The sequence below is a fragment of the Brevundimonas sp. GW456-12-10-14-LB3 genome (genome assembly GCF_059424365.1).
This window is the reverse complement of the sequence record NZ_JBWKZJ010000020.1, coordinates 23,383-46,065: the sequence shown is the minus strand read 5'-3', so window position 1 is coordinate 46,065 and position 22,683 is coordinate 23,383. Positions and strand designations below refer to the sequence as shown.

20 protein-coding genes are annotated in these 22,683 nt (G+C 66.7%); 4 read left to right on the top strand and 16 right to left on the bottom strand.

Annotation, left to right across the window (positions count from 1 at the left end):
* Positions 1 to 252 precede the first annotated feature (252 nt).
* The 11 genes from AC07XS_RS09880 to AC07XS_RS09830 form a co-directional block, all read right to left on the bottom strand.
* Positions 253 to 1,377: an acyltransferase family protein gene (locus AC07XS_RS09880; protein ID WP_161639694.1), complete on the bottom strand. Its 1,125-nt coding sequence runs from the start codon at positions 1,375 to 1,377 to the stop codon at positions 253 to 255.
* A complete protein-coding gene (locus tag AC07XS_RS09875; RefSeq protein ID WP_161639693.1) occupies positions 1,377 to 1,682 on the bottom strand; it encodes a hypothetical protein in 306 nt (101 codons plus the stop codon). The genes AC07XS_RS09880 and AC07XS_RS09875 overlap by 1 nt, the downstream gene beginning before the upstream one ends.
* A gap of 115 nt (positions 1,683 to 1,797) precedes the next feature.
* Positions 1,798 to 2,235 carry a CopM family metallochaperone gene (gene copM, locus AC07XS_RS09870; protein WP_161639692.1) on the bottom strand — a complete coding sequence of 146 codons (438 nt, stop codon included), beginning with the start codon at positions 2,233 to 2,235 and terminating at the stop codon, positions 1,798 to 1,800.
* A 30-nt stretch (positions 2,236 to 2,265) separates the two neighbouring features.
* Entirely contained in the window at positions 2,266 to 4,827 is a 2,562-nt protein-coding gene (locus AC07XS_RS09865; RefSeq protein ID WP_161639691.1) for a heavy metal translocating P-type ATPase, read from the bottom strand.
* Positions 4,828 to 4,838: 11 nt separating this feature from the next.
* Positions 4,839 to 4,970, bottom strand: coding sequence for a hypothetical protein (locus AC07XS_RS09860; RefSeq protein WP_321208054.1), 132 nt, complete (start codon positions 4,968 to 4,970; stop codon positions 4,839 to 4,841).
* A 10-nt stretch (positions 4,971 to 4,980) separates the two neighbouring features.
* Complete coding sequence (locus AC07XS_RS09855) at positions 4,981 to 5,592, bottom strand: methyltransferase (RefSeq protein WP_161639690.1); 612 nt, start codon at positions 5,590 to 5,592, stop codon at positions 4,981 to 4,983.
* Positions 5,589 to 6,194: a cation efflux transmembrane domain-containing protein gene (locus AC07XS_RS09850; RefSeq protein ID WP_494732666.1), complete on the bottom strand. Its 606-nt coding sequence runs from the start codon at positions 6,192 to 6,194 to the stop codon at positions 5,589 to 5,591. Before AC07XS_RS09850 ends, AC07XS_RS09855 begins: the two co-directional genes overlap by 4 nt.
* Positions 6,191 to 9,415: a CusA/CzcA family heavy metal efflux RND transporter gene (locus AC07XS_RS09845; RefSeq protein ID WP_182714257.1), complete on the bottom strand. Its 3,225-nt coding sequence runs from the start codon at positions 9,413 to 9,415 to the stop codon at positions 6,191 to 6,193. The genes AC07XS_RS09850 and AC07XS_RS09845 overlap by 4 nt, the downstream gene beginning before the upstream one ends.
* 8 nt (positions 9,416 to 9,423) lie before the next feature.
* Positions 9,424 to 10,626, bottom strand: a complete 1,203-nt coding sequence (locus tag AC07XS_RS09840) for an efflux RND transporter periplasmic adaptor subunit (protein WP_161639687.1) — start codon at positions 10,624 to 10,626, stop codon at positions 9,424 to 9,426.
* Positions 10,626 to 11,879, bottom strand: coding sequence for a TolC family protein (locus AC07XS_RS09835; RefSeq protein WP_161639686.1), 1,254 nt, complete (start codon positions 11,877 to 11,879; stop codon positions 10,626 to 10,628). Before AC07XS_RS09835 ends, AC07XS_RS09840 begins: the two co-directional genes overlap by 1 nt.
* Positions 11,880 to 11,934: 55 nt before the next feature.
* Positions 11,935 to 12,291 carry a hypothetical protein gene (locus AC07XS_RS09830; protein WP_293826830.1) on the bottom strand — a complete coding sequence of 119 codons (357 nt, stop codon included), beginning with the start codon at positions 12,289 to 12,291 and terminating at the stop codon, positions 11,935 to 11,937.
* A 118-nt stretch (positions 12,292 to 12,409) separates the two neighbouring features.
* On the opposite strand from AC07XS_RS09830, the gene AC07XS_RS09825 reads away from it, so the two are divergent.
* Positions 12,410 to 12,832 (top strand): MerR family DNA-binding protein, encoded by a 423-nt coding sequence (locus tag AC07XS_RS09825; RefSeq protein ID WP_161639685.1) that lies wholly within the window; start codon positions 12,410 to 12,412, stop codon positions 12,830 to 12,832.
* 189 nt (positions 12,833 to 13,021) lie between these two features.
* Here AC07XS_RS09825 and AC07XS_RS09820 read toward each other — a convergent pair whose 3' ends face one another.
* The 5 genes from AC07XS_RS09820 to AC07XS_RS09800 form a co-directional block, all read right to left on the bottom strand.
* Complete coding sequence (locus tag AC07XS_RS09820) at positions 13,022 to 14,884, bottom strand: hypothetical protein (protein ID WP_182714258.1); 1,863 nt, start codon at positions 14,882 to 14,884, stop codon at positions 13,022 to 13,024.
* 86 nt (positions 14,885 to 14,970) lie between these two features.
* Positions 14,971 to 15,564, bottom strand: a complete 594-nt coding sequence (locus tag AC07XS_RS09815) for a hypothetical protein (RefSeq protein WP_182714259.1) — start codon at positions 15,562 to 15,564, stop codon at positions 14,971 to 14,973.
* On the bottom strand, positions 15,561 to 16,838 hold the full coding sequence (locus AC07XS_RS09810) for a dsDNA nuclease domain-containing protein (protein WP_182714260.1): 1,278 nt from the start codon (positions 16,836 to 16,838) through the stop codon (positions 15,561 to 15,563). Before AC07XS_RS09810 ends, AC07XS_RS09815 begins: the two co-directional genes overlap by 4 nt.
* 116 nt (positions 16,839 to 16,954) lie before the next feature.
* Complete coding sequence (locus AC07XS_RS09805; RefSeq protein ID WP_161639682.1) at positions 16,955 to 17,356, bottom strand: hypothetical protein; 402 nt, start codon at positions 17,354 to 17,356, stop codon at positions 16,955 to 16,957.
* A 214-nt stretch (positions 17,357 to 17,570) separates the two neighbouring features.
* The gene (locus AC07XS_RS09800; RefSeq protein ID WP_054766328.1) at positions 17,571 to 17,771 is read right to left on the bottom strand and encodes a response regulator transcription factor; all 201 of its coding nucleotides are present in this window, start codon (positions 17,769 to 17,771) and stop codon (positions 17,571 to 17,573) included.
* Between the two features lie 385 nt (positions 17,772 to 18,156).
* On the opposite strand from AC07XS_RS09800, the gene AC07XS_RS09795 reads away from it, so the two are divergent.
* The 3 genes from AC07XS_RS09795 (at position 18,157) to AC07XS_RS09785 (ending at position 22,677) form a co-directional block, all read left to right on the top strand.
* Positions 18,157 to 18,645, top strand: coding sequence for an RNA polymerase sigma factor (locus tag AC07XS_RS09795; protein ID WP_161639745.1), 489 nt, complete (start codon positions 18,157 to 18,159; stop codon positions 18,643 to 18,645).
* A gap of 9 nt (positions 18,646 to 18,654) precedes the next feature.
* Positions 18,655 to 19,629, top strand: coding sequence for a FecR domain-containing protein (locus AC07XS_RS09790; RefSeq protein ID WP_161639681.1), 975 nt, complete (start codon positions 18,655 to 18,657; stop codon positions 19,627 to 19,629).
* Positions 19,630 to 19,722: 93 nt separating this feature from the next.
* The gene (locus tag AC07XS_RS09785; RefSeq protein WP_182714261.1) at positions 19,723 to 22,677 is read left to right on the top strand and encodes a TonB-dependent receptor domain-containing protein; all 2,955 of its coding nucleotides are present in this window, start codon (positions 19,723 to 19,725) and stop codon (positions 22,675 to 22,677) included.
* Positions 22,678 to 22,683: the final 6 nt, after the last annotated feature.

Sequence of the window (22,683 nt, the reverse complement as noted above, 5' to 3'; positions counted from 1 at the left end):
TGATACTAAATACCTTTCTATCAAAAATCAGTTCACTGTGTAAGGTTTTGTGTAAGCCTGACGGCCTTGAAGTTGTGGATTTCCCCTGACTTGGATCGACGGCGAGCGTCTTCGCCCTCCCATATGCGGAAGCAAAAGCCGGACCGCCTTGAGGAGAATGCGGTCGAGGAGCTTAGGGCCGATCGCTGCCTCCCCCCGCCGCAAGGTGTTCAGACGCACGGCCAGCCGCGCTTCGTGATGGAGACTGGGCCGTCAGGCGATCGGTCGATCGGCGCTCGTCCCGGGCAGCGGTGTTCGGGGGCGAGGCGGATTGAGCCTTGTTTGAACCGGGCGGTCGAAGCCGTAACGGAAAGCCGCAGCGCCAAGGAAAGCCGCGACGAGCCCCGCCGTCCACACGCCCCACCGGACGGCATCCGACCAGCCGGACTGACCGAAGGCGTCGAATGCTCCAAACCAGACGATCCGGCTCACCTCGTTGGTGAGGAACATGGCGAACGACATAAGCCCGAGATGTTCGATCAGCCTCGACGGCCGCACGGTTGGCAAGGCTCCGGCCGCCCAGATCAGAACGGTCAGCAGGACCACCGAGACCAGAGCGAAGTGGCCGATGACTTGCGCCGCGACGAGACCTACCAAAGCGAGCAGCCCGATGCAGCCGGCCCATATCGGCGTCGAATAGATGCGTGATCCAAAAAGAGCGGCGGCGACCCCAAGGAGGAACAGCGGAAGCGCTCGAATGAATCCGAACCTCAGAGGCAGGCGGTAGAGGGGCTCGCCGAGCCATGTCCGGCACGCCCAGTCTGTGGCAATCATCAACAAGCCGGCGCCCATCACCACGGTCCAAGGATCGAGCCGCCAGAGCAGGCGGCATATCCAGGGAAGTAGAAGGTAGCAGCCGAGAAGGGCGGATAGCGTCCAGGTCGGCGCGTTCCACCCCAGCCCGCCTGGAACTCCGTAGGCTTGAACCAGAAAGACCTGCGCCGGCAACTGACCCCAATCGAACCACTGCGGATTGCTCGGGGCGATCCCGAAAAGCCCGGCGAGGGCGATCAACAGCGCCAGCGCGCCGACGACTACCAGATGAGAGGGCGCGACGCGAAGAAGGCGCTGGCGGACATAGGCGTGTAGCGGGATTGCGCGGGCCGCGAAGCCGTCGCCGTAGATCCGGGCAAGGACGTACCCGGAGTCGATGATGAAGAAATTTGTCAGGAGATAGCCCCGGTCGAACACCGGGTGGAACTGACCCAGAGGCGTCGGGGCCGCTTCGCGGAAGTGGTAAAGAATGATCAGCGCGCCGGCGACAAAGCGCAGGATATCGAGCCAACCACCCCGCGAAATCCTGACGGGCTGCGGTCGTGCGTGCTCAGATGCAATCATCAAGGCCGTGCCTGCCCGGCCGCTGTGGGGTGATCGTGATGACGCGGAGCGAACTGCAAGTGATCTCGCGTCAGAACAAGAAGGCCGAACCCCATGAGGCATACAGCCGCCATGGCGGCGGTCATGACCCGACCAGCCTGCCCCTTCCGCCCGAGACGATAGGTCATGATCGCTAGGAGCGACATGAGAACGCCGAAGGACACGAACACCGGGATGCGGTAGGTTGCCGCCAGCGGTACGGCGAGACAGAAGACGATCGCGCCGGCGACGAGGCTCGCGCCAACCGCGATCAGTGTGTCCTGCACCGGCCGGAACGGCTCTGGCCTCCCGTATAGCTTGGACCGGCCGCGCCCCTTGTAGCGCCCTGGACGCCATCGAGGAGCCTTGCTCCGGATCGGGGATCGCTTGCCCCCCATGGCTTCAGCCCTGCGCGTCCGCCGGGCGAGCCGCCCGGTTGGCCAGCCACACCCGCATGCGGACGATTTCAGCTTCCTGGGTGCGAATGATCTCCTCCGCGAGGCCCTTGACCTCGGGGTCCGAACCTTGGTCGAGCGCAATCCTTGCCATGGCGACCGCCCCCTCGTGGTGGGCGATCATCCCGCGCATGAAGTCGACATCGGCGTCGCCGCTGTAGTCGATGTTCATAGCGGCGTGCATCCGCTCGTTCGCCTCCTTGTAGGACCGGGTGGCGGGATTATCCGCGGCGGCATCGCTGTGCCCGGCATGCTGGTCGATCGGGCGCGCATCGACTGCCGTCGGCTCCGGCGCCGGACGCCCCTGCCGCGAGAGCATCCCGAAGCCGAAGACCGAGATCAGGAGAAAGGCGGCGATGACGCCAACCCAGCCGAGACGTTTCATTGGACTATCCTTTGCTTTCCTGAAGGCGGGTCATTCGACGCCGCGCGGACCGCGCCATGCCAGAAGGCGAAGCGCGTTGAAGACGACCAGCAGGGTGGAACCCTCGTGGAGGGCGACGGCAGGTCCGATGCCGAGACCGAGGATCGTCGCCGGGACGAGGAACGCCACGACCCCGAGGCTGACGAACAGGTTCTGGCGGATGATGCGGCGGGTTTGACGGCTAAGACCCACGGTGAAGGGCAACTTCGACAGATCATCCGCCATCAAGGCTACGTCGGCGGTCTCCAGGGCGACGTCCGATCCCGCCGCACCCATGGCGACGCCGACCGTCGCGGTGGCCATCGCCGGAGCATCGTTGACGCCATCGCCGACCATGGCGACCTTGGTCTCCGCCCGGAGTTTCTTGATGGCGTCGACCTTGTCCTCCGGCATCAGGTCGCCCCACGCCTCGGTCAGCCCGACCTGACCGGCCACCGCCTGGGCCGCCTTCTGGTGGTCGCCCGAGATCATGATCATGCGGCGAATGCCGAGCGCGCGGAGCGCGGTAAGGGTCTCGCGCGCCTTGGCCCGAGGCGTGTCAAGAAGGCCGATGACCCCGAGATCCTTTGTCCCGCGGCGAACCACCATGAGCGTCCTCCCCTGGTTTCGAAGGGCCGCGACGGCGATCTCGGTGTCCGGTGCGAGCGGAGAGATGGCGTCCGAACCGAACATCTCCGGTTTGCCGATCCAAACATCCTGGTCGTCCAGGCGTGCCGTGACGCCCTTGCCAGTCAGGCTACGCAAATCCGTTGCGGTTCGAACGGGGGCGGCGACCAACCGCTGGCTTCCGTCGCGGACGATCGCTTCCGCCAAGGGGTGATCGCTGAGCCGTTCGACCGCGACAGCAATCTCCAGGAGCTCGCTCTCGGTCGTCTGGCCGAACGGAACGACTTCGGTGATCCGCGGCCGCCCCTCGGTCAGCGTCCCGGTCTTGTCAAACGCGATGGCGTCGAGCGCTCCCAGGTTTTCGAGCGGCGCGCCACCCTTGACGAGAACCCCGGCGCGGGCCGCCCGGGCGACCCCGGACAAAACCGCGCTCGGCGTGGCGATCGCGAGAGCGCACGGACTGGCGGCCACCAGCACGGCCATCGCCCGATAGAAGCTGTCGCGGAACGGCTCGTCGACGACAACCCATGCGAACAGGAGGACGAAGGCCAGACCGAGCACGAGGGGCACGAAGACGCGCTCGAAGCGGTCGGTGAAGCGCTGGGTCGGCGACTTTTGGGTCTCGGCCTCGCTCACCATCCGGACGACCTTGGCCAAGGTGGTGTCGTTGGATCGACGCGTCGTTTCGATCTCGATGGCGCCGCCGCCGTTAATGGTGCCAGCGAAGACCACCGACGCCGCCGAGACATTCGCCGGCTTGGCGCGGGCCTCCTCGGGGTTCGGGACAGGCTGCTTGTCGACCGGAATGCTCTCCCCCGTGACTGGAGCCTGGTTCACGCTGGATGTTCCCTTCACGACGAAGCCGTCGGCCGGGAGTCGCTCGTTGGGCCGAACGACGACCAGGTCGCCGACTTCCAACTCTTCGACCGGAAGTTCGACGACGGCCTCTCCTCGCCGCACATGAGCGGTGCGCGGGGCCAAGGCGGCTAGAGCCTCGATCGCCTTCTTGGCGCGCCCCATCGCAAAGTGCTCGAGGGCGTGCCCGAGGCTGAACAGGAACAGCAGCAGCGCCCCTTCCGCCCAGGCTCCGAGCGCCGCGGCGCCGGCTGCGGCCACCAGCATCAGGGTGTCGATCTCGAAACGCTTGCGTCGCAGGTTCCCGACAGCCTCGCCGACCGTGAACCAGCCGCCCAAGGCATAGGCGATCAGGAAAAGGCCGAAGGGCAGCCATCCCGGCACGCCCGGAATGAATTTCTCGATCAGCCAGCCAACCGTGAGCGCGACACCGCTGCCGACCGCGAAGATGAGCTCCGTGTTGGGTCCGAGGAAGCCGCCATGACCATGGTCGTGCCCGTCGCCTTCGGAATGACCGTGGTCATGGCCATCGCCATCGGAGTGACCATGGTCGTGACCGTCATCGGGCGTATGACTGGCCTCGTGATCGGATGGCGCTTTCGGCTGCGCTTCAGGGGTCTTCGTAGCGGTTGAAGCGGCCCCCTCCGTCGCCCGCACTAGCGCGAGGCCGTGGCTCGCAAGGCGCTCGACAAGCGTTTCACGGTTCGTGATCTGCCGGTCGAACTCCAGGCGCAGAGCGCCAGCCGGATCCAGCACCGCCTCGATCACGCCGGCTTCTTCGCCGAGCGCGGCCGCGAGCGTGCGGGCGTGGCGGGCGTGGCGGACACCCTCCACTCGCCCGACGAGATGCCCGAAACGCTCACTGACCTCGGCTCCGGCCTGACGCGCACGGCGACGGACCTGAGCCAGCGACAGCTGGTCGGGATCGTAGTGGATGCAAAGCTCTGGGCCTCCCTCGCCTTCGGCGACATGCGCCTCGGAGACGCCGGGTTCGGCCCGCAACAGCGCGATCAGCCGTCCAACGCAGCCGTCCTGCACATCGGGCGCATGGGGCAGGAGGACGGGAATGTTGAGGCGGAGGGTCTTGGGCATGATCGGGCTCCTCAGGAGACATCACGGGTAAGGGGCGAGCGGTCGGGCACGAGCATCCCGGCGCGCTGGGCGGCGGCTCCAGCGATGAAGGCGGCGACCGCCAGAGCCGCACTCAGGAGGATGACCAGTCGCTTGCGGCTCATTGCGGCCTCCTCACGGCAAGGCGATGAGAGCGTCGAGCCAGCCGAGGTTCTGGAGGTGCTCCAGTCCCTCGAACACGGGCAACGCGAGAAGGAAGACAAGGCCGTCGCGGACAGTCCGGAGGAAGAAGGCCGGCCGGACGGACAGTTCCGCCTCATCACGCCAGAGGCGCAGGTTCGGGACGAAGCGGGGGGTGCGCACGACGTAGCTGCGGTAGGTGTCGCCGAAGGCCGACGTCAGAAAGCTTTCCTCTCGGCTCGCCACGGTGCGGAACACGATCCAGCAGGCGACGGCGAAGGTGGCGCCGACGGTCAGGCTGCCCGTTTGTGCGCCGATCCCGAATGCACCGATGAAGCTGAAGACATAGAGCGGGTTTCGACACAGCGAATAGGGTCCGCTGGTGACGACCTCCTGCTTCTTTCGGCCGCCGATGTAGAGCGAGCACCAGGCGCGGCCCAGAATGCAGACCATAATGGCGATCAGCCCGAGGTGTTCGACGGGATGCTCGAGCTGTGGCTGGGCCTTCACGAGAGCGGTCCAGGCCAGCAGGGCGAACAATCCGGCGGCGATGAAGAGTTTGCGCCAGCGTTGAACGGACGCGATGTCGATCAACGGCGGGCTCATGTCACCGAGCCCTCCGAATCGCGTCGCGCGACGCGCGCATCGCGCAGGATGTCGAAGCCGCCCTTGGCGGCTATGGCGGCGACCAGCACCCCCACCAGCAGGTCGGGCCACGACTGGTCCAACCACATCACCAGGCCGCCGGCGACGAGGATGCCGCCGTTCGAGGCGAAATCGTTCAAGCTGAAGGTCTCGGCCGCCTTCATGTTGACGTCGCTGCTCTGCTGCCGACGGATCAACATCAGGCAGATCAGATTGATGACCGCCGCCACGACGGCGAGCACCATCATGGTCGGTCCGACTGGCTCGGTTCCGGTGACCGTCCGACGCAGGGCGTCGAGCAGAACGAGAACCGAGAAGATCAGAAGCATGACGCCGGACACCTGAGCCGCCCGCGTCTTCCAGATCAGGGCGCGTCCGACCGCCAGAAAGCTGATCAGATAAACGGCCGCGTCCGAGCCGTTGTCGACGGCGTTCGCGAGCAGAGCGCTGGAGTCGGGGGCGATGCCCCCCACTCCCAGGCCCACGAACAGGAGAGCGTTCAGGAACAGCACCACCAGGAGGGTGCGGCGCTGGACCTGCTCTGTTTCGTGGGCCCCGCTCATTCCTCGATCCCTTCCGCCTTCCGGTGTTTCACGGCCTTGGCCGCGAAGGTCGGAAGGACAAGGAGCGTCAGCGCGGTGGCCGTGAGCAGGCCTCCGATGACCACGGTGGCCAGCGGCTTCTGCACTTCGGCGCCGGCGCCGTGAGCGAATGCCATCGGGATGAACCCGACGATGGCGACGAGAGCCGTCGTCAGGACGGCGCGAAGCCGGCTTGTCGCGCCTTCGATGGCGGCAAGACGCGGCGCCGCTCCGCCCGTGAGACGCTCCCGAATGGCCTGCATCAGCACGAGACCGTTCAAGGTCGCGACGCCGGACACGGCGATGAAGCCGACCGCTGCGGAAACCGAGAACGGCATCCCCCTGAGGACAAGCGCCAGGGCGCCGCCGACCAGAGCCAACGGAACGCACGCGAACACCAGGCCCGCCTCGGCGAAGGACCCCAGAGCCATGAAAAGCAAGACCCCGATCAGGATGAAGACGATCGGAATGACCAGCCCCAGACGCTGTTCGGCCCGCTTCAGGTTCTCGAACTGGCCACCCCAGGTCAGGGAGTAGCCGGTCGGAAGATCGACGTCGGCCTCCACCTTGGCCTGGGCCTCGGTGACGAAGCCGCCCAGGTCGCGCCCGCGAACGTTGGCCTGCACCACCATCCGCCGGCTGCCGTCATTGCGGCTGATCTGGTTCTGTCCTTCCGCGACCTGAATCCGGGCGACGGAGGAGAGCGGCACGGTCACGCCTGTGGCGGTCGTTACCGGCAGAGCCGCAAGGGCCGCCGGATCATTCCGTGCATCATCCGCGAGACGGACGACGACGCTGAAGCGACGATCGCCTTCGAAGATTTGCCCGGCCTCGGCGCCGCCGACCGCGGCCGAAACCGCCTCGGATACATCGGCGGCCGACAAGCCGTAGTTGGCGGCCGCGAAACGATCCACGCTGACGGTCAGGGTGGGCAGACCCGACGCCTGCTCGACGCGAACGTCGGCCGATCCGGGCGTTGCACGAAGGGCGGCGGCGACCCGGTCCGCAGTGGCCTGCAGCTGGGTGAAGTCGTCGCCATAGACCATCACGGCGAGGTCGGTCCGAACCCCCGAGATCAGCTCGTTGAAGCGCAGCTCGATGGGCTGGCTGAACTCGAAGCTGTTGCCGAGTTGTCCGGCGGCGAGCTCTTCGAACCGTTCGATCAGCTCCTCTTTCGGAAGGTTCGGATCGGGCCAGTCCTTGCGGTCTTTCAGGACGATGACCGCGTCCGAAATGTTCGGCGGCATCGGGTCCACCGCCGCCTCCGCCGTCCCGGTCCGGGCGAAGACAGTCTTCACCTCGGGCTGGGCCTTGATGACGCGTTCGAGGGCCATCTGCATCGCCAGCGATTGTTCCAGCGAGGCGGACGGCACGCGCAACGCCTGCATGGCGATATCGCCTTCATCCAGGGTCGGGATGAACTCCCGCCCCAAAGAACTGAAGGCGATGCCGCCAATGACGAGGGCGCCGAGCGCGGACGCCAGGACGACTTTGGGCCGGTCGACGGCGGCGCGGATCGCCGGTTCGATCCAGCGCCGCGCGTATCGGAGGATGAAGGTCTCGTGCTCGTGGGCGTGGCCGTGCTCATCGACCTCGACCTTCTTCGGATCCCGGACCAGCAGGGCCGTCATCGCCGGCACGAAGGTGAAGGAGAAGATGAAGGCGCCGACGAGGGCCAGCATCACCGTTGCGCCCATGGGGATGAAGGTCTTGCCCTCCACGCCCTCAAGCATCAGCAGCGGCGTGAAGACCAGGAGGATGATCAGCTGGCCAAAAGCAGCCGGTTTGACCATCTGACGCGCCGCGGCTCCAGCAACCTCGAGCCGCTCCCGACGTGTCAGCATTCGACCGGCTTCGGCCCGCCGCTGGCTGAGCATCAGCAGGGTATTCTCGACCACCACGACCGCGCCGTCGACCAGAAGGCCGAAGTCCAGCGCGCCCAAGCTCATCAGGTTTCCGCTGATGCCAAAGCGGTTCATGCCGATGACCGCGAACAGGAAGCTGATCGGGATCATCAGGGCGGTGATCGAAGCCGCACGGATGTTGCCGAGCAGCAGGAACAGCACCACGATTACCAGCAGAGCGCCTTCGATCAGGTTCTTGGCGACGGTTGAGATGGTCTTGTTGACCAGCGAGCTGCGGTTCAGGACCGGTTCGGCGACAACGCTCGGCGGCAGGCTCGCGGAAACCTCCTCGAGACGTTCGGCTGCGGCTTGGGCCACCGTCCGGCTGTTGCCGCCGGCCAGCATCAGCGCCGTACCAACCACGGCCTCGTGGCCGTCGCGGCTGGCGCCGCCGAGACGCGGCGCCTGGCCAATCTCGACGGTGGCGACGTCGGCGACCCGGACGACCAGTCCGTTGCGGTTGACGACGGGGGCCTGGGCGAGATCCGGGATGGTCTGCGCCAAGGCGTCGGTCCGCACGGTCAAGGCTTCGCCGGACCGCTGGACATAGCCAGCGCCAGCCTGGGTGTTGGCCCGTTCCAGCGCGACGACGAGATCGTTCAGGCTCAGACCGTAACCCGCCAGACGCGCGGCGTCGGGTCGGACCGCATACTCCTTCACATAGCCGCCGTTCACATCAACGCCGGCCAGTCCCTTCGCGGTCCGCATGCGCGGGGCGATGATCCAGTCCTGAACCGTGCGGAGGTAGGTTGCGCGGGCTTGGGGCGTGGTCAGGAGTTCACCTTCGGGCGTCAGATAGGCGCCGCCGGCCTGCCAGCCGGGCTCACCCGGTTTGGCGAGGTTGGCGCTGTTGAACGGCTTGAAGTCGACCGTCCACATCAGCACTTCGCCCAGACCCGTGGTGATGGGCGCGAGCGCCGGCTCCACGCCCTCGGGCAACCGTTCGCGCGCCTGGGCCATCCGTTCGGCCACCTGCTGACGGGCGAAGTAGATGTCCGTGTTGTCGGAGAAGATGACCGTGACCTGGCTGAAGCCGTTTCGGCTCAGCGACCGCGTGGTCTGGATGCCGGGAATACCCGCCATTGCGGTTTCGAGCGGATAGGTGACCTGACGTTCCATCTGCTCGGGCGCGAGTGCCGGCGCGATGGTGTTGATCTGGACCTGCCGGTTGGTGATGTCCGGCACGGCGTCGATGGGCAGCTGCGTCAGGTTGTAGAGGCCGAAGGCGGCGACAATCGCCGTCGCCAGGACCACGAACCATCGGAAGCGGACCGAGGCTTCGATAAGTGCTTTGAACATGACGCCCCCTAGTGCCCGTGCTCGGCTTCGCCCTTGGCCATTTCAGCCTTGAGCAGGAAGGCGTTGGCGGACGCCACGCGTTCAGATCCGGTGAGCCCGCGCAGGATCTCGGTGCGGCCCGCGGCCTGGCGGCCTGCGAGCACTTGCACGGCTTGGAAGCCTCCCTCGACCTGCACGAAGACCACGGTGTTTCCATCGACGGTCTGGACCGCCTCGGTGGGCACGGTCATCCCGCCAGTTGCCTCGCCGGTCACGATGGCGCCGGTGACGGCCGAACCGGCTGGCGGCAGAGACGCGCCAGAGGGTCGGGCCCGGATCACGGTCGCGCCGCTTTCGCTGAGACCGGCGTCGGCGGCGACGCCGGTGACGACGGCGTCGAACTCGCCGTTCGGCCCGGTCACGCGCATCGGCGAACCGGCACGCACATTGGCTGCAAGGGCAGGCGGGGCGTTGAAGACCATCTCGACACGAGCAGGATTGCTGACTTCCGCCACCACGCCGCCCTGGGCGACGAACCCGCCCGGACCGACCTGGACGCTGCTGACCACGCCCGAGATCGGACTGGTCACGCTGAGCCTGCCTGCAGCGTTCGGAGAGCCAGCGGCCGCCGAGCGGGCGCGAGCGGCGCGGGTCGCCGCCTCGGCGCTCAGGAACTGGGCGCGTGACGCCTCGACCTCCTGCCGCGCGACGATGCCCTGATCCGCCAGACTGCGATTGCGCTCATAGGCCTGGCGCGCCGCTTCAGCGGATGCCCCGGCCGCGTCGGCGTCCGCGCGGAAGGTCGCCGCCTCGCCACTGACAAGGCTCACAAGCGGCTGGCCCGCGCGGACCGACTGACCCGGAGCGACGAGAACCCGCTCGACGCGGCCTCCGACGGCAGCGCCCACGGCAGCGCGAGAATCGACCATCGGCTCTACGCGGCCGGCGAGCCGGGTCTCCCCTCCTCCTCCGCCGCCGACGCCGACGACCGTGATGCCCGCTGCCTGGATCTCTGCTGCGGTGAGTTCAATCCGACCTTCGGTCTCGGCCCCGGCGGCCTCCCCCTCGGCGTGTCCCCCCTCTTCCTCGGCATGGCCGGCTTCGCCTTCGGCGGCAGCCGGCGCGGCGGGTTCGGAGGACCGGGTGGCCAACCAGAGGCCGCCGCCTCCGAGAATGACCAGGGCGGCGACGCCGCCGATCAGCAGGGTCTTGTTCGATGTGCGCTTGCGCATCACTGGGCTCCTTCGAAGGGGGCGCGGCCATCAAGGCGCGCGAGATCGATCTCGGCTCGGACGCGCGCGAGACGCGCGTCGACCGCTGCGGACCGGGCGTTGACGAGGGCGGTGCGGGTCACCCGCAGTTCGACCTGGGAAATGCGGCCGGACTCAAAGCCGATGCGGGACAGGCGATAGGCTTCCTCTGCGGCGGTGACGCCGCCGTCAGCAGCGTTGACGCGGCTGACCGAGGCCGAAAGGCGAGCGACCGCGGCAGCGCGGTCCGCCTGGGCTTCCTGCCGCGCACTCATCAGCCGGGCATCGGCAGCGCGAAACTCGGCTTGCGCCGCTTCGATGTTTCCCCGGTTCCGGTCGAACAACGGCAGCGGCATGCTGACGCCGAAAGTCAGCGCCGTCGCATCTTCCGCCTCGAAGCGGCGGATGCCGATACTGGCGTTGATGTCGGGGCGGGCCTGAACCCGTTGAACATCGATGCGTCGTTCGGCGGCGGACCGTTGGGCTTCGGCGACGCGGACCGTCGGCGCATCCTCGATCACGGATCCGATCGTCGTTGGCGCCTCGTCGAGAAGGCTGTCTTCGATCTGCGTGACCGGAACCGGAATCATGGCGACAGCCGTGAGACGGGCATAAGCCGCGTCGCGTTCCGCGACAGCTTCATCCCGCGTCGCGCGCGCCGAGGCGGCCTCGGCCTCCCCCTGAATGCCGCGGAGGAGAGGTTCGCGACCTTCTTCCACAAGGGTCAGGGCCGCGCGGGCATCCGCGACGGTAAGGGTGAGGGTTTCTTCCGCGAGCGTGGCTCGCCTCTGCGCGGCCTCCGCCTCGGCATAGACCAGGGCCAGACGCCCTGCGGCGTCGATGACCGCAAGGTCTCGCTGAAGGCCCACTGCGCCGGCCTCGGCGCGAGCGGCGGCGACGCGCGTCGAACGACGTCCCCACAGCTCGAGATCCTGACTGATCGCCAGGGTCATGTCCGCGTTGTTCAGACCCGAATAGGGGCCTGAGCCATAGGCGTTCTCGACATCGAAGCCGAGGACAGGGTTGGGACGCACCCGCGCCTGACGGACACGGGCTTCCGCTGCGTCGTAGTTGGCGCCCGCCTCAAGGGTCGCAGGCGCATTCCCGAGTTGAGCGAGCAGTTGGGCATAGGTCGGAGCTGGGTCAGCCCATACGGGACTGGCCAGGGTCGCCGCGATCGCAGCGAGGGCGCAGCCGACCGCGTAACGCGGCCGCCTGCGAGATGTGGGAGACATGATTCATTTCCAGAGTTCTGAGGACGAAGAGGCGCGCGAAGGCGCAGGTCTTCGGTCAGACTCTGGGAGGACGCTTCAGGCCGTCAGGCGTGATGGACGCCCGGAAGTCATCCTGTCGGCCGCTTTGCAGAGGAGGCTCGCCGAACGACGGAGCAAAGGCGTCCACGGCAGGACCGCGCGCCGTTGAGGTGTGATGGCAATGGCCGTGCGAGCAGATCCCGTGACCGCCGCTCTTGCCGCTGTGGTCACCGTCGCTCTGATCATGATCGACGACCGCGTGAGCCGCGGGCGGTTCCGGCAAACAGGTCGCGGCGTCGACGGCGGGCGCAAAGAAGAAGGCGGCGAAGACAAGAGTCATCGCCACGATCAGCTTCGCCCATGTCGTCATCGACCAGGTCATCGCGCGCTGCATACTTTCGTTCGGCCCACTGGGCAATCTGTTACACAATCCGGCCCGGACGGTCCGGCTCGGCTGTAACGACTGCCTACATCCTCTAGTCACTAGAGGATCAAGCGCTTATTTTCAGTGAATGACCCCGCCTCTCTTCACTATTGGCAAACTCTCGACCGCGAGCGGCGTGAAGGTGCCCACGATCCGGTTCTACGAGCAGTCGGGCCTGTTGCCGGCGCCGCCACGCACGGCAAGCGACCGCAGGCTCTACGACGACGCAGCGCTGCGTCGACTGGCCTTCATTCGCCATGCTCGGCAGCTGGGGTTTGATCTCGACGCTATTCGTTCGTTGCTGGATTTGTCGGATTTGCCGGATCATACCTGCGAGGAAGCCAACCGGATCGCCGAGCAACACCTGAGGGCCGTCTCGGACAAAATCCAGCGACTCAAGGCGCTTGAGCGCGAGCTCGTGCGGATGACCAAGGCTTGCGCGGTCGATGGCTCAATCTCCGCCTGCAAGGTCATCGAGGTGCTGCAGGATGCGGAGTGCCGCCACCCTTGACCTCGGCCCATGCGACGCTGGGTCGCGCTCGATTGGCCTTCAAGAGCAGGTCCCCTGATCTGGGCTGAAGCGGGCTCCGGAACGGACAGGCGCTGATCTTGCGCCGGCGGGCGGTGCGGGCCGGGAACCGAGGCGTGCCATCGGCCGGTGCGGAGGCGCCGCTTCCCCCTAACCGAAGGACACACAGCCTTATTTACCTCGGTAGTACCGGATCAGCGGCTCATGCTCGGTGCTGTCGGGCTGCATGTGACGGCTGCGGATATCCAGGCCCAGCGCCGGATCCGGCGGCAGGTATTCCTTGTCGATCAGGATGATCTGGGTCTCGGACAACTCCCCGGCCTTCAGCGCGTAGACCATCCGGTAGAAGCCTTCGAACTGCGCCCTGTTTTCCCGTTCACTGATGTTCTTCATCGGGGAGTCGATGATCAGAAGCTCCGGCAGGGGCGCATCGAGCAGGGCCGCTATCCGGTGGACAGCTATGGCGAAGCAGCATTTGAACAGGGTCTTCTTCCCGCCGCTGCTCATGGAGGTGAAGGTCGAGGCCGTCAGATCCGATGGGTCGCTACTGAAGACGGCGGGGTAGAAGGTCGGCGGCTCCAAGGCGACGCGGTCGTCGCGCTGGATGCCCGGCACGCCGGACTGGACCAGAGCGTCGAGGAAATAGTCGCCGAGCCGGGTCAGACTGGTCCGGTCGGCTTCGGCCGACGTGCGGGCGTCCTTCAGGGCCTCCTTCAGCGTGAGTTCCAGGGCGATGATCTGGGCGAGCGCGTCGCGCTGTTGCTGCAGGAGGTCGGGAAGCCGCAGCAGCCATGCGAGGCTCTGCAGTTCGGCCTCGAGCGCCGCGCGCTCGCGCTCCTTCAACAGGACCGTCGACAGGAACGCCGAGTCCGCCTCTTCACTCGCGCGGTTGCGCGCGGTTTCAAGGGACGCCTTCCGGTCCAGCGCGCGCTCCCGACGCAGTCGGATGCGGGTAAGACTGCGGTCGATCTCTTCGATCGCGCTGTCGAGGTCCGCCCGGCGCGAGGCGATGTCGAGTTCCAGGGCGGCCTGCTCCGCCGCGTCGGTCAGTTCGAGCCTGTCATCCTGGCCGCAGACCTCGCAACAACGAGCCGGGCGCGCCGGAAGGCTCTGGGTGCATCGGGGGCAGTCCGCAAACCCGACGTCGCCGAGGATTTCGCGCGCCACGGCGGAGCGCCGGAACTTCAGGCCGAGGGTCTCGATCTCGTTTCGATGGCGCACGTGTCGTTCGCGCGCGGCAAGCAGTTCATCGGCCGCAACGTCGAGGCGGCCGATGCCCACGCCGAGACGGCGGGTCCGGCGTGCGAGGATATCTACGGCATGCTCCGTCTGTCCCACCCGCTTCAGCTCCCGCAGGGCCACGATGCTGGCCTCCGCCTCGGCCAGGGCCGCCTTCAGGGACGCTTCGCGCTCGGCGATCTGCGCTTCGGAGCCGGCGCCCACTTCGTCGAGGGTTCGGGTCAGGCTTTCGATGGCGGAGGCGCGGGCCGTGCGGTTGGCGCGCAGCTGGTCCAGTTCGGCCTCGAGATCGGCGACCCGTTCGTCATGATATCCGATGACATACCGGATCACGTCGCGGCTCTTCAGGCGCAGGTAGAACTCGGCGTCCTCCTCCAGGTGGAAGAAGGCGCTGTCGATGTTGTCCTGGTCCAGGTAGCAGTACCAGAGCAGGTCCCTGACGGAGAGACGGACCGTCTTGCTGTCGTCCTTCAGCTTGCTCTTGCGCACGCGCGGCGGCTGGACGCCGGACAGCCAGAAGATCAGGTCCGACAGGGTCTCGACGCCGGTAAGGGGGATCAGCTCCCCGGCAGCGGCCCTGGCCGGCACGATCACCGACTGGACCTCGTCCCCGACGGTCCACGAGGCGAAGACATTGGCCCCGTCGCGCTGCCGCTCGATCGTGAGCGTGCTCCGCTCAAGCTCCACAGTGAGCGTCGCGGATACAAATTCGGCCTGCAGGGCCGGTGACAACTGGATGGCGCCGCCGAGGCAGTAGTCGATCAGCCGGGCGATGCTGGACTTCCCGGCGCCCATCTGGCCCCAGAAATAGGTGATGTCCGAGAAGACGATGGTCTCGGTCGCATGCCTCAGATCGAGGCTCAACGACTGCAGATGAAATTTCACGACTGATCACCGTCCAGGGCGGCGTCGTTCTCGGCGCCGATCTCCTGCCCCCACTTCATGCCCGTGATTTCCGGGACGATCTCGTAGACGAAGTCCTTGAGCTTCATGGCCGACATGTCCCCGACGGTCTTGACCACCAGCGTCCCTCGCTCGGCGAGGTCCGCGAACAGCGGCCGCTGCGCGAAATCGTCTGCGACCGCACGGCCGGCGTCGGTCAGCCCGATCTCGATCTTCCGGCCGGAGAGCGACAGGGTGACGAGGCCTCGCGCCGACAGCAGACTGAGCCACCGCCTGTAGCGCCCGTCCCATGGACCGTAGCGGAAGCGGATCATCCGGGTCTCGACGGTCGTCCGTTCACGCGGCGACAGATGAACCGCGTCGGGTGACTTCCCGCGCGCGACCAGGGCCCGCTCCAGATAGACAGGGTAGCGCAGAAGGAAGTCCAGCTTGGCCAGCTTCGTGATCCCTTCCACGGGCTTGGGCGTTCTGCCGCGCTTGTCGGCGCACCTGAGCAGGACCAGCAGCCGCATCAGATGCAGGCCATCGGTGTTCTCGGCCCGGGCGGCCGCCTTCAGGACCCCGAGGCTCATGGGCGCGGCTCCTGGACGTCAAAGCGCTTGCTCCACCAGACACGGCACTCCCGTGTCAGCATGGCGGCGATGCCGACCAGCACTTCGTAGGGCTGTCCACCCGTGAGCGACCTGCGGTCGCCCTCCAGCCTGCGAAGCCTGCCGGTCACATCCGTCAGCATGGCCGGGCCGAAGGTCTCGGACTCGTTCGCGGCGGCGTAGTAGGCCTCCACGCATTCGCCGTGGACGGCCTCCTCGATCTGCTTGAGCTGTCTCTCGGCGGCGACAGGATTGCGCGCCTGATCCTCCAGCAGGGCGTATTCCGCGGCCATCTCCTTGGCGGTCATATAGCCCACGGCCTCGCCCAAGCCGCCCGCTTCGAGCTTCTGTTCGAGGACGCCGGTTCGCCGGGGACCACCGGGCGTCAGTCCGGGCTTGCCCTGGTAGGCGAAGGCCTTCAGGGCGATCGTGGGCGGGGCGAAGACGACATCGGCGCAGACGATGCGTTTGGCGGTGATGACAGGATCCTCGCCGTCCTCGGCCAGAAGGCTGCGGGTGTGGCGCTCCGGGGCGGTGACATGCAGGGAGGCGGCGCGATGGACCTGCGCCACCAGGTCGTCACGAAGCTCGGACAACTGGGCGGGTGTGAGGGCGCTGCAGTCGTCCAGCCGCCCGAGATGCTCATGGGCCAGGGTCGCGTCGAACTCCGCCCTGGACGGTCCCTTGACCAGCTCCACCCGTCGCAGGACATCGAACAGTCTCTGCCGGTCGGCGCCCAGGGTGGCCCCCAGTTCGTTGAAGGCCGCCAGGAAGGGCGGCGCGATGTCCGCAAGCGAGGGGCAGGCCCTCAGATGCGCCAGCATCAGCGGAGGGCATCGCCCGCGGCGCTTCTGATCCTGGATGTCGTCGCCGACCACGTCGAAGTCGGAGTTGGACACGAAGTAGAGGACGCCGATCTGCGAGGGGTAGGTCGCGCACAGGTCGACGAAACGGCCGATCGACTTGACCAGAGCGGCATCGCGAAGCGTCCAGGGTCCGTTCTCCGGCGTGGACGTCTTGATCTGCCAACCGTCGAACAGGCCGTCCGGGCGCTCGCACAGCAGATCCTCGTGGTGTTCGCAGTAGAGGTTCACATAGGGGAAGGCGCCGCGCCGAACGGCGACGAGCAGGACCACCCCGTACTGGTGCTGATATCGGAAGTTGCGTTCGGCCTCATCGCCAGGGTCACCGCTTCTCGTTTGGTCGAGACGCGGCTCCTCCAGGGCACCCGCCCCATCGCCATCAAGATCAATCACCTGCGGCCGCCCCTCCGCGAGCCCCCGTCGCCGTCCCCGGAACCGGCGACGCTACGCTGCGAGCCGAACCTGATCAACCGACACGACCTTGACGGGAAGAATTTCGCGCCCGGCGCTCACGGGTGAAGGATCTGCGTCCTCCCGCCACAGAAGCCCACCGCGTCGGACGTCTGGTTGTCCGAAGGAATGACCGGTCCCTGGAACATGTCGCTGGCGATCTCGTACAGCGATGTCGCGACCCCTTTCTTCCGATGGGCCTCACTGACCGTGATGGTGTCGCACCGGACCGCATCGGCGTCGGCGGCGAAGGTCGCCTGTGCGACGAAACCGCCCTGCCGCGTGGAGACGTCGAACCAGATCGCCCCGAAGCTCTTGGGCACCTCGATCGACCCTTCGGGAAAACGCTCCCCGATACGCACGTCTTCTGGCGGACCCGGCGGCACGCACCACATCACCACCCGATAGGGCTCGGCCGGATCGTCGATTTCGTACAGCTCGACTTCGGTGATCGGCTTCACGCGCTTCTCCTGGACCAGGACATCGGCCCGCCGGCCACTTTCGACTTGTCCGGGCGCCACACCGCAGAGGATAAGCACCGTTGGCGGGTTCCGGAACGTATAGGCGCTGATCCTGAGCCAGGGGACGCATCGCGTCGGCGGCGATCAGGGCTGAAACCCCCGGCTTCCGTACAGAAGTTCCAGACCCGCCCCCTACTCTTCGTTGCACCAAACCTCACTCCGCGTCGGGATCGATGATGCCGTCGCGAACGGCGACTGCGACCGCCTCGATACGCGTGCGGACGCGCAGCTTGGCGCAGGTCTTCTCCAGATAGCTGTCCACCGTGCGCGGCGAGAGGCCGACGATCTGGCCGATATCGGCTGAGCTCTTGCCCCGGCTGACCCACAGCAGGCACTCCGACTCGCGGGGGCTCAACGCGGGTATCTCGCGAGGCTGGGCCGGTGACGCGCAATCCATGGACAACTCCCTGAGTGAACAGGATTCACGTTGGACGGGAATCGTCGTTTCAGGCAACGACAGTGAATTGCGGTCTCCCCGCCAGATTTTTGCGGAAAGGTTGCGGACGCCCCGCGACGCCGGGCGACTTGCACCCGCCCCACCTTTGATTCATGCTTCCCCTGCCGACGTCCGCGTTGGTGGGGCCTGGAATCCCCTGTGCGACATCAGATCATCGACGACCCCGCGCGACGCGCGGATGTCGGTTGCCGACGCCTGCGAAGGCGTGCGCTGACGCGCGCGCTGTCGTGTGCGCCGTCTCGCCCGGATTCCGGACTTCTTTCGAAGAGGTCGGAGAGGCGTGGTGACAGACACGAAGCAGCTGGGCGCGGAGGGACAGGACGGTCTGGGCCGTCTTTACCGTCAGTACGCGCCCTGGCTGGGACGGCGTCTGCGCGGTCGGATCGGCGCGGATGCGGCCGCGGACGTGGTGCAGGAGACCTACATTCGCGCCGCGCCCTACGCCATGGCCGACATCCGGCACCCCAAGGCCTTCCTGCTCCGGATCGCCCTGAACCTCCTGACGGACTCGCACAGGCAGGATGCCCTGCAGCGACGGCATCAGGTGGCGGCTCCCTCGCCTGTCAGCGAAGCGGCCGTGCAGTTCGACGCCGCGCTGCTGACGGAGACGATCCGCGATATGCCGCCCCTCTATCGCAAAGTCTTCGTTCTCAGTCGCTTTGGCGGTATGACTTACCCGGAGATTGCCCGGACCCTCGAGATCAGCGAGCAGACCGTGAAGTGGCGGATGGCCCGGGCGCTCGAGTATTGCGCGTCTCGGCTGGACCTTTAGGCAAGACGGATGACGATCGAGGCGGAGGCCGACATCAGGCGCAAGGAAGCCGTCGAGTGGTTCACTCGGCTCAATCAGCGCAAGGTCACGACGGCGGACGTGCGCGGTTTCAGCGCCTGGCGCCGCGATCCCGCCAATGCGCACGCCTTCCAGAAGATCGAAGCCATGTGGGACGCCGCGGGCGCGCTGGCCGGCAACCCCGAGCTGGCGGCCCTGACGGCCGAGGCCAGGCGCGGTCCTGAAGCAAGAGAGAAGCGCAGGCCCTCGGGCCGCCTGGTCTCCCTGGGCGCCGCCGGTGCGGCGGCCGTGGCCCTGTGCGCCTTCAGTCTCGTCTGGCTCCAGCAACGACCCGCGACCTATGCCACGGCGATCGGGGAACAGAGGACGGTGCAGCTGGAAGACGGCTCGCGCATCACCCTGGACACCAACACCCGGGTGGCGGTGCGTTACACGCGCGACCGCCGCGCCGTCACCCTCACCTCGGGCCAGGCCATGTTCGATGTCGAAGGCGACGCGGCGCGTCCCTTCGTGGTGGCGGCCGGGGATACCAGGGTGACCGCTCTGGGCACCCGTTTCGACGTCCGGCGCTCCGGCGCGGGCGCGCGGGTGATTCTGGTCGACGGGCGGGTCGCGGTCCGGCACGACATGGACCGACCGGCCCAGTGGTCCCTGACGCCGGGACAGCAGGTCGTCACCTCCGCCCGCCAGCCCCAGGTGATGACCACAGACGTCGCGGCGGCGACGAGCTGGACGGTCGGACGGTTGACGTTCGAGAACACCCCGGTCTCGGTGGCGGTGGCGGAGGTCAATCGCTACAGCCGCGAGCCGATCGAGCTTCAGGACGCCCGCGTGTCGGAAATCCGGGTCAGCGGGGTCTTCAACGCGGGCGACATCGACGGCTTCGTCGCCGCCCTGACGGACCTCTATCCGCTCCAGGCCGCCCGGACGGAAGACGGCCGGATCGTGCTCAGTCGCGGAGCCTGAAAAATAATTCGTTCCCGGACTTAGCCCTAAGTCCGCGACCCAACGTCTCCTCCCCGCCCCGCACATTCGCGGGTAGAAAAACGGGGGAAAACCATGGGCCACGGATACACTTCAACTGCGTTCGCCGCACTGATGATGGCAGTCGCGACGCCAGTGATCGCGCAGTCGTCGGACAGCGTCCGCCGCTTCGACATCGCTGCGGGGCCGCTGGAGCGCACCCTTCCCGCCTTCGGCCGGCAGAGCGGTCTCCAGATCCTCTATCCCAGCGCCCTGGTCGCCGGCCGGCAGTCGACGGGCCTGAGCGGCGACCACGCACCGGAAGCCGCCCTGCAGATCATGCTGCGCGACACCGGTCTGTCGTATCGCCAGAGTCGACCCACGGTCTTCGTTCTGTTCGACCCCGCCGCGCGCGCCGAACTGGACGAGGCTGAGGCCACCGAGCTGGGGGACGTGGTGGTGACCGGAACCTATCTGCGCGGCGCCGACAGCCCCTCCCCCGTCACCGTCGTCACCCAGGCCGACATCGATCGGCAAGGACGGGGCACCGTCGCCGAGACGCTCGCCGCCCTCCCTCAGAACTTCACCGGCGCGGCCTATGAGGGGTCGACCAATGCCGGGGCGGACCGCTCCGGGCGCAACGTCGGCTCCGCGACGGGGGTGAACCTGCGTGGTCTGGGCGCCGACGCGACACTGGTGCTCGTCAACGGCCGACGCGTCGCGGGAACCGGAAACGCGGGCGACTTCGCCGACATCTCGAACATTCCGTCCAGCGCGATTTCCCGGGCTGACGTTCTCCTCGACGGCGCATCAGCGCTCTACGGTGCGGATGCCGTAGGCGGGGTGGTCAACATCATCCTGAAATCCCGCTTCGATGGCGCCGAGACGCGCTTGCGGGTGGGCGGTACGAGCGACGGCGGAGCGGAGGAGTTCCTGTTTTCCCACGCCGGCGGTCTGAGCTGGGGAAGCGGCAGCCTGGTCGCCGCCTATGAGTATCACGACCGAGGCGAACTCAAGGGGTCAGACCGCGACGCTACGGCGGACGCTGATTTGCGGCGGTTTGGCGGGACCGATCGTCGCCTGCTCACGGCTTCGCCGGGGAACATCGTTCGTCTCGACCCGGCGACAGCAACCTACGTTCCGTTGTTCGCCATTCCGCCAGGACAGAACGGGATCGGGCTGACACCCGGTTCTTTCATCGCCGGAAGCATCAATCGGACCAACCAGCTTGAGGGCCAGTGGTTTCTGCCGCACCAGAAGCGGCACAGCGTCTTCCTGGCAGGGAGCCAGAACCTGCCCGCCGGTTTCAGCATCGACGGGGACATTCGCTATACGGAACGGGACTACGTCCTGAGGACAAGCGCTGATGCAGGGACCCTGACGGTGACCGCAGCGAACCCCTACTTCGTCTCGCCAAACGGCTCGACGTCGCATGACATCGCCTACTCGTGGATCAACGACCTCGGACCGGGCCTGTCAGAAGGCAGAACGGAAAGTCTGGGCGGGGCGCTGGGTCTGTCCGGCGACGTATCAGGCTGGAACGTCAGCGCTTATGTCAGCGGTGCGAGAGAGACCACCGGCCGCCGCCTGTCCAATCGGGTTCAGACCACTTTCCTCCAGGAAGCCTTGGGCGCGCGCGCGGACATTCCGACAACCAGCTTCAGAACCGCGACGGATGGCTTCTTCAACCCCTTTGGCGGGCCGGCCGCAAACTCGGCGACCATCCTGAACCACATCGGGTCAGGCTATACGGATGTCGAGTACATAAGCTCGGTCGCGTCGTTCAACTTCAAGGTCGACGGCACGATCGTCGAACTCCCGGGCGGGTCGCTGCAAGTCGCGCTCGGCGTGGACTTCCGAGCCGAGCAGTTCGAGACGACCGGGGAGAATTTCCTCTCCGGAACCGCTCCTCGCGCGGTCGCGCCGGTCTCGTTCGACCGCGATGTGTCTTCCGCGTTCGCCGAACTCAGGGTTCCGATCTTCGGTCTCGACAACGCCCGCCCTGGCGTCGAGCGCCTTGAACTGTCACTGGCGGGCAGGGTCGAGGAGCACGAAAGGGTTGGTCGCACTAGCAACCCGAAGATCGGTCTGCTCTACGGTCCGACGCAGGATCTGCTCCTGCGTGCCTCTTGGGGGACATCTTTCCGTGCGCCGTCGCTGCGGGAACTGCAGAGCGCCTACCAGATCGGGCCATCCTTCCTGGCTCGCGGCGCAGGCAATGTCCTCACATTGATCCAGTATGGCGGAAACCCTGACCTTCGGCCTGAAACCGCGGAGTCGATCACTGCCGGCTTTGTCTGGACGCCGCAGGCCTATGAGGGGCTGCGCGTGGAGGGCAACTGGTTCCGGACGCGGTTCAACGACCGTATCGGAAACCCCATCATCCAGAATCTTGCCAATGCCCTGAACGATCCGTCCTTCGCGCCCTTCGTTCGCTACGTCTCGCCTACGACCTCCGCCGAAGACCGGGCGCTCGTGCAGTCGCTGCTCGATCACCCGGGGAACTTCAACCCGACTGTATTCCCGGCGACGTCCTATGGCGTGATCGTCGACAACCGCTTCGTCAACGCTGCGGGCGTCGACGTCGAGGGCCTGGATTTTTCGGCGCGCTATCGGTTTGACCTCGCGAACTGGCAGGCGACGATCGACGGAACGATCACCCACCTGCTGACCAACGACCGCCAGGTCACAACGGCAGCGCCGGTCGAAGACCTGCTCGGCGACCCGAACTTCCCATCACGGTGGCGCGGCCGCGTGGGAACGCAATGGGTGCGCGGCCCGCTGACGCTCGGCTTCATCGCCAACTATGTCGGGAGCGGTCGCGATCCTCTGACCAACCGTCAGATCGACGATTGGGCCACCTTCGATGGTCAGGTCCGCTACGACTTCACTTCGGGTTGGGGTGAAGGCCTCTCCCTCGCGTTGAACGTCCTGAATCTCGCGAACGCGGCTCCGCCCTTCTACGACTCGCCGAACGGCGTCGCCTTCGACGGCGCCAATGCGAACGCGCTCGGTCGTCAGGTCTCGCTCCAGCTCACGAAGCGCTGGTGAACGACC

Coding starts and splice junctions, on each gene's coding strand:
- AC07XS_RS09880 (WP_161639694.1), bottom strand. CDS start 1,377: ATGATTGCATCTGAGCACGCACGACCGCAGCCCGTCAGGATTTCGCGG.
- copM (WP_161639692.1), bottom strand. CDS start 2,235: ATGAAACGTCTCGGCTGGGTTGGCGTCATCGCCGCCTTTCTCCTGATC.
- AC07XS_RS09865 (WP_161639691.1), bottom strand. CDS start 4,827: ATGCCCAAGACCCTCCGCCTCAACATTCCCGTCCTCCTGCCCCATGCG.
- AC07XS_RS09860 (WP_321208054.1), bottom strand. CDS start 4,970: ATGAGCCGCAAGCGACTGGTCATCCTCCTGAGTGCGGCTCTGGCGGTC.
- AC07XS_RS09855 (WP_161639690.1), bottom strand. CDS start 5,592: ATGAGCCCGCCGTTGATCGACATCGCGTCCGTTCAACGCTGGCGCAAA.
- AC07XS_RS09850 (WP_494732666.1), bottom strand. CDS start 6,194: ATGAGCGGGGCCCACGAAACAGAGCAGGTCCAGCGCCGCACCCTCCTG.
- AC07XS_RS09845 (WP_182714257.1), bottom strand. CDS start 9,415: ATGTTCAAAGCACTTATCGAAGCCTCGGTCCGCTTCCGATGGTTCGTG.
- AC07XS_RS09840 (WP_161639687.1), bottom strand. CDS start 10,626: ATGCGCAAGCGCACATCGAACAAGACCCTGCTGATCGGCGGCGTCGCC.
- AC07XS_RS09835 (WP_161639686.1), bottom strand. CDS start 11,879: ATGTCTCCCACATCTCGCAGGCGGCCGCGTTACGCGGTCGGCTGCGCC.
- AC07XS_RS09830 (WP_293826830.1), bottom strand. CDS start 12,291: ATGCAGCGCGCGATGACCTGGTCGATGACGACATGGGCGAAGCTGATC.
- AC07XS_RS09825 (WP_161639685.1), top strand. CDS start 12,410: ATGACCCCGCCTCTCTTCACTATTGGCAAACTCTCGACCGCGAGCGGC.
- AC07XS_RS09820 (WP_182714258.1), bottom strand. CDS start 14,884: ATGGGCGCCGGGAAGTCCAGCATCGCCCGGCTGATCGACTACTGCCTC.
- AC07XS_RS09815 (WP_182714259.1), bottom strand. CDS start 15,564: ATGAGCCTCGGGGTCCTGAAGGCGGCCGCCCGGGCCGAGAACACCGAT.
- AC07XS_RS09790 (WP_161639681.1), top strand. CDS start 18,655: ATGACGATCGAGGCGGAGGCCGACATCAGGCGCAAGGAAGCCGTCGAG.
- AC07XS_RS09785 (WP_182714261.1), top strand. CDS start 19,723: ATGGGCCACGGATACACTTCAACTGCGTTCGCCGCACTGATGATGGCA.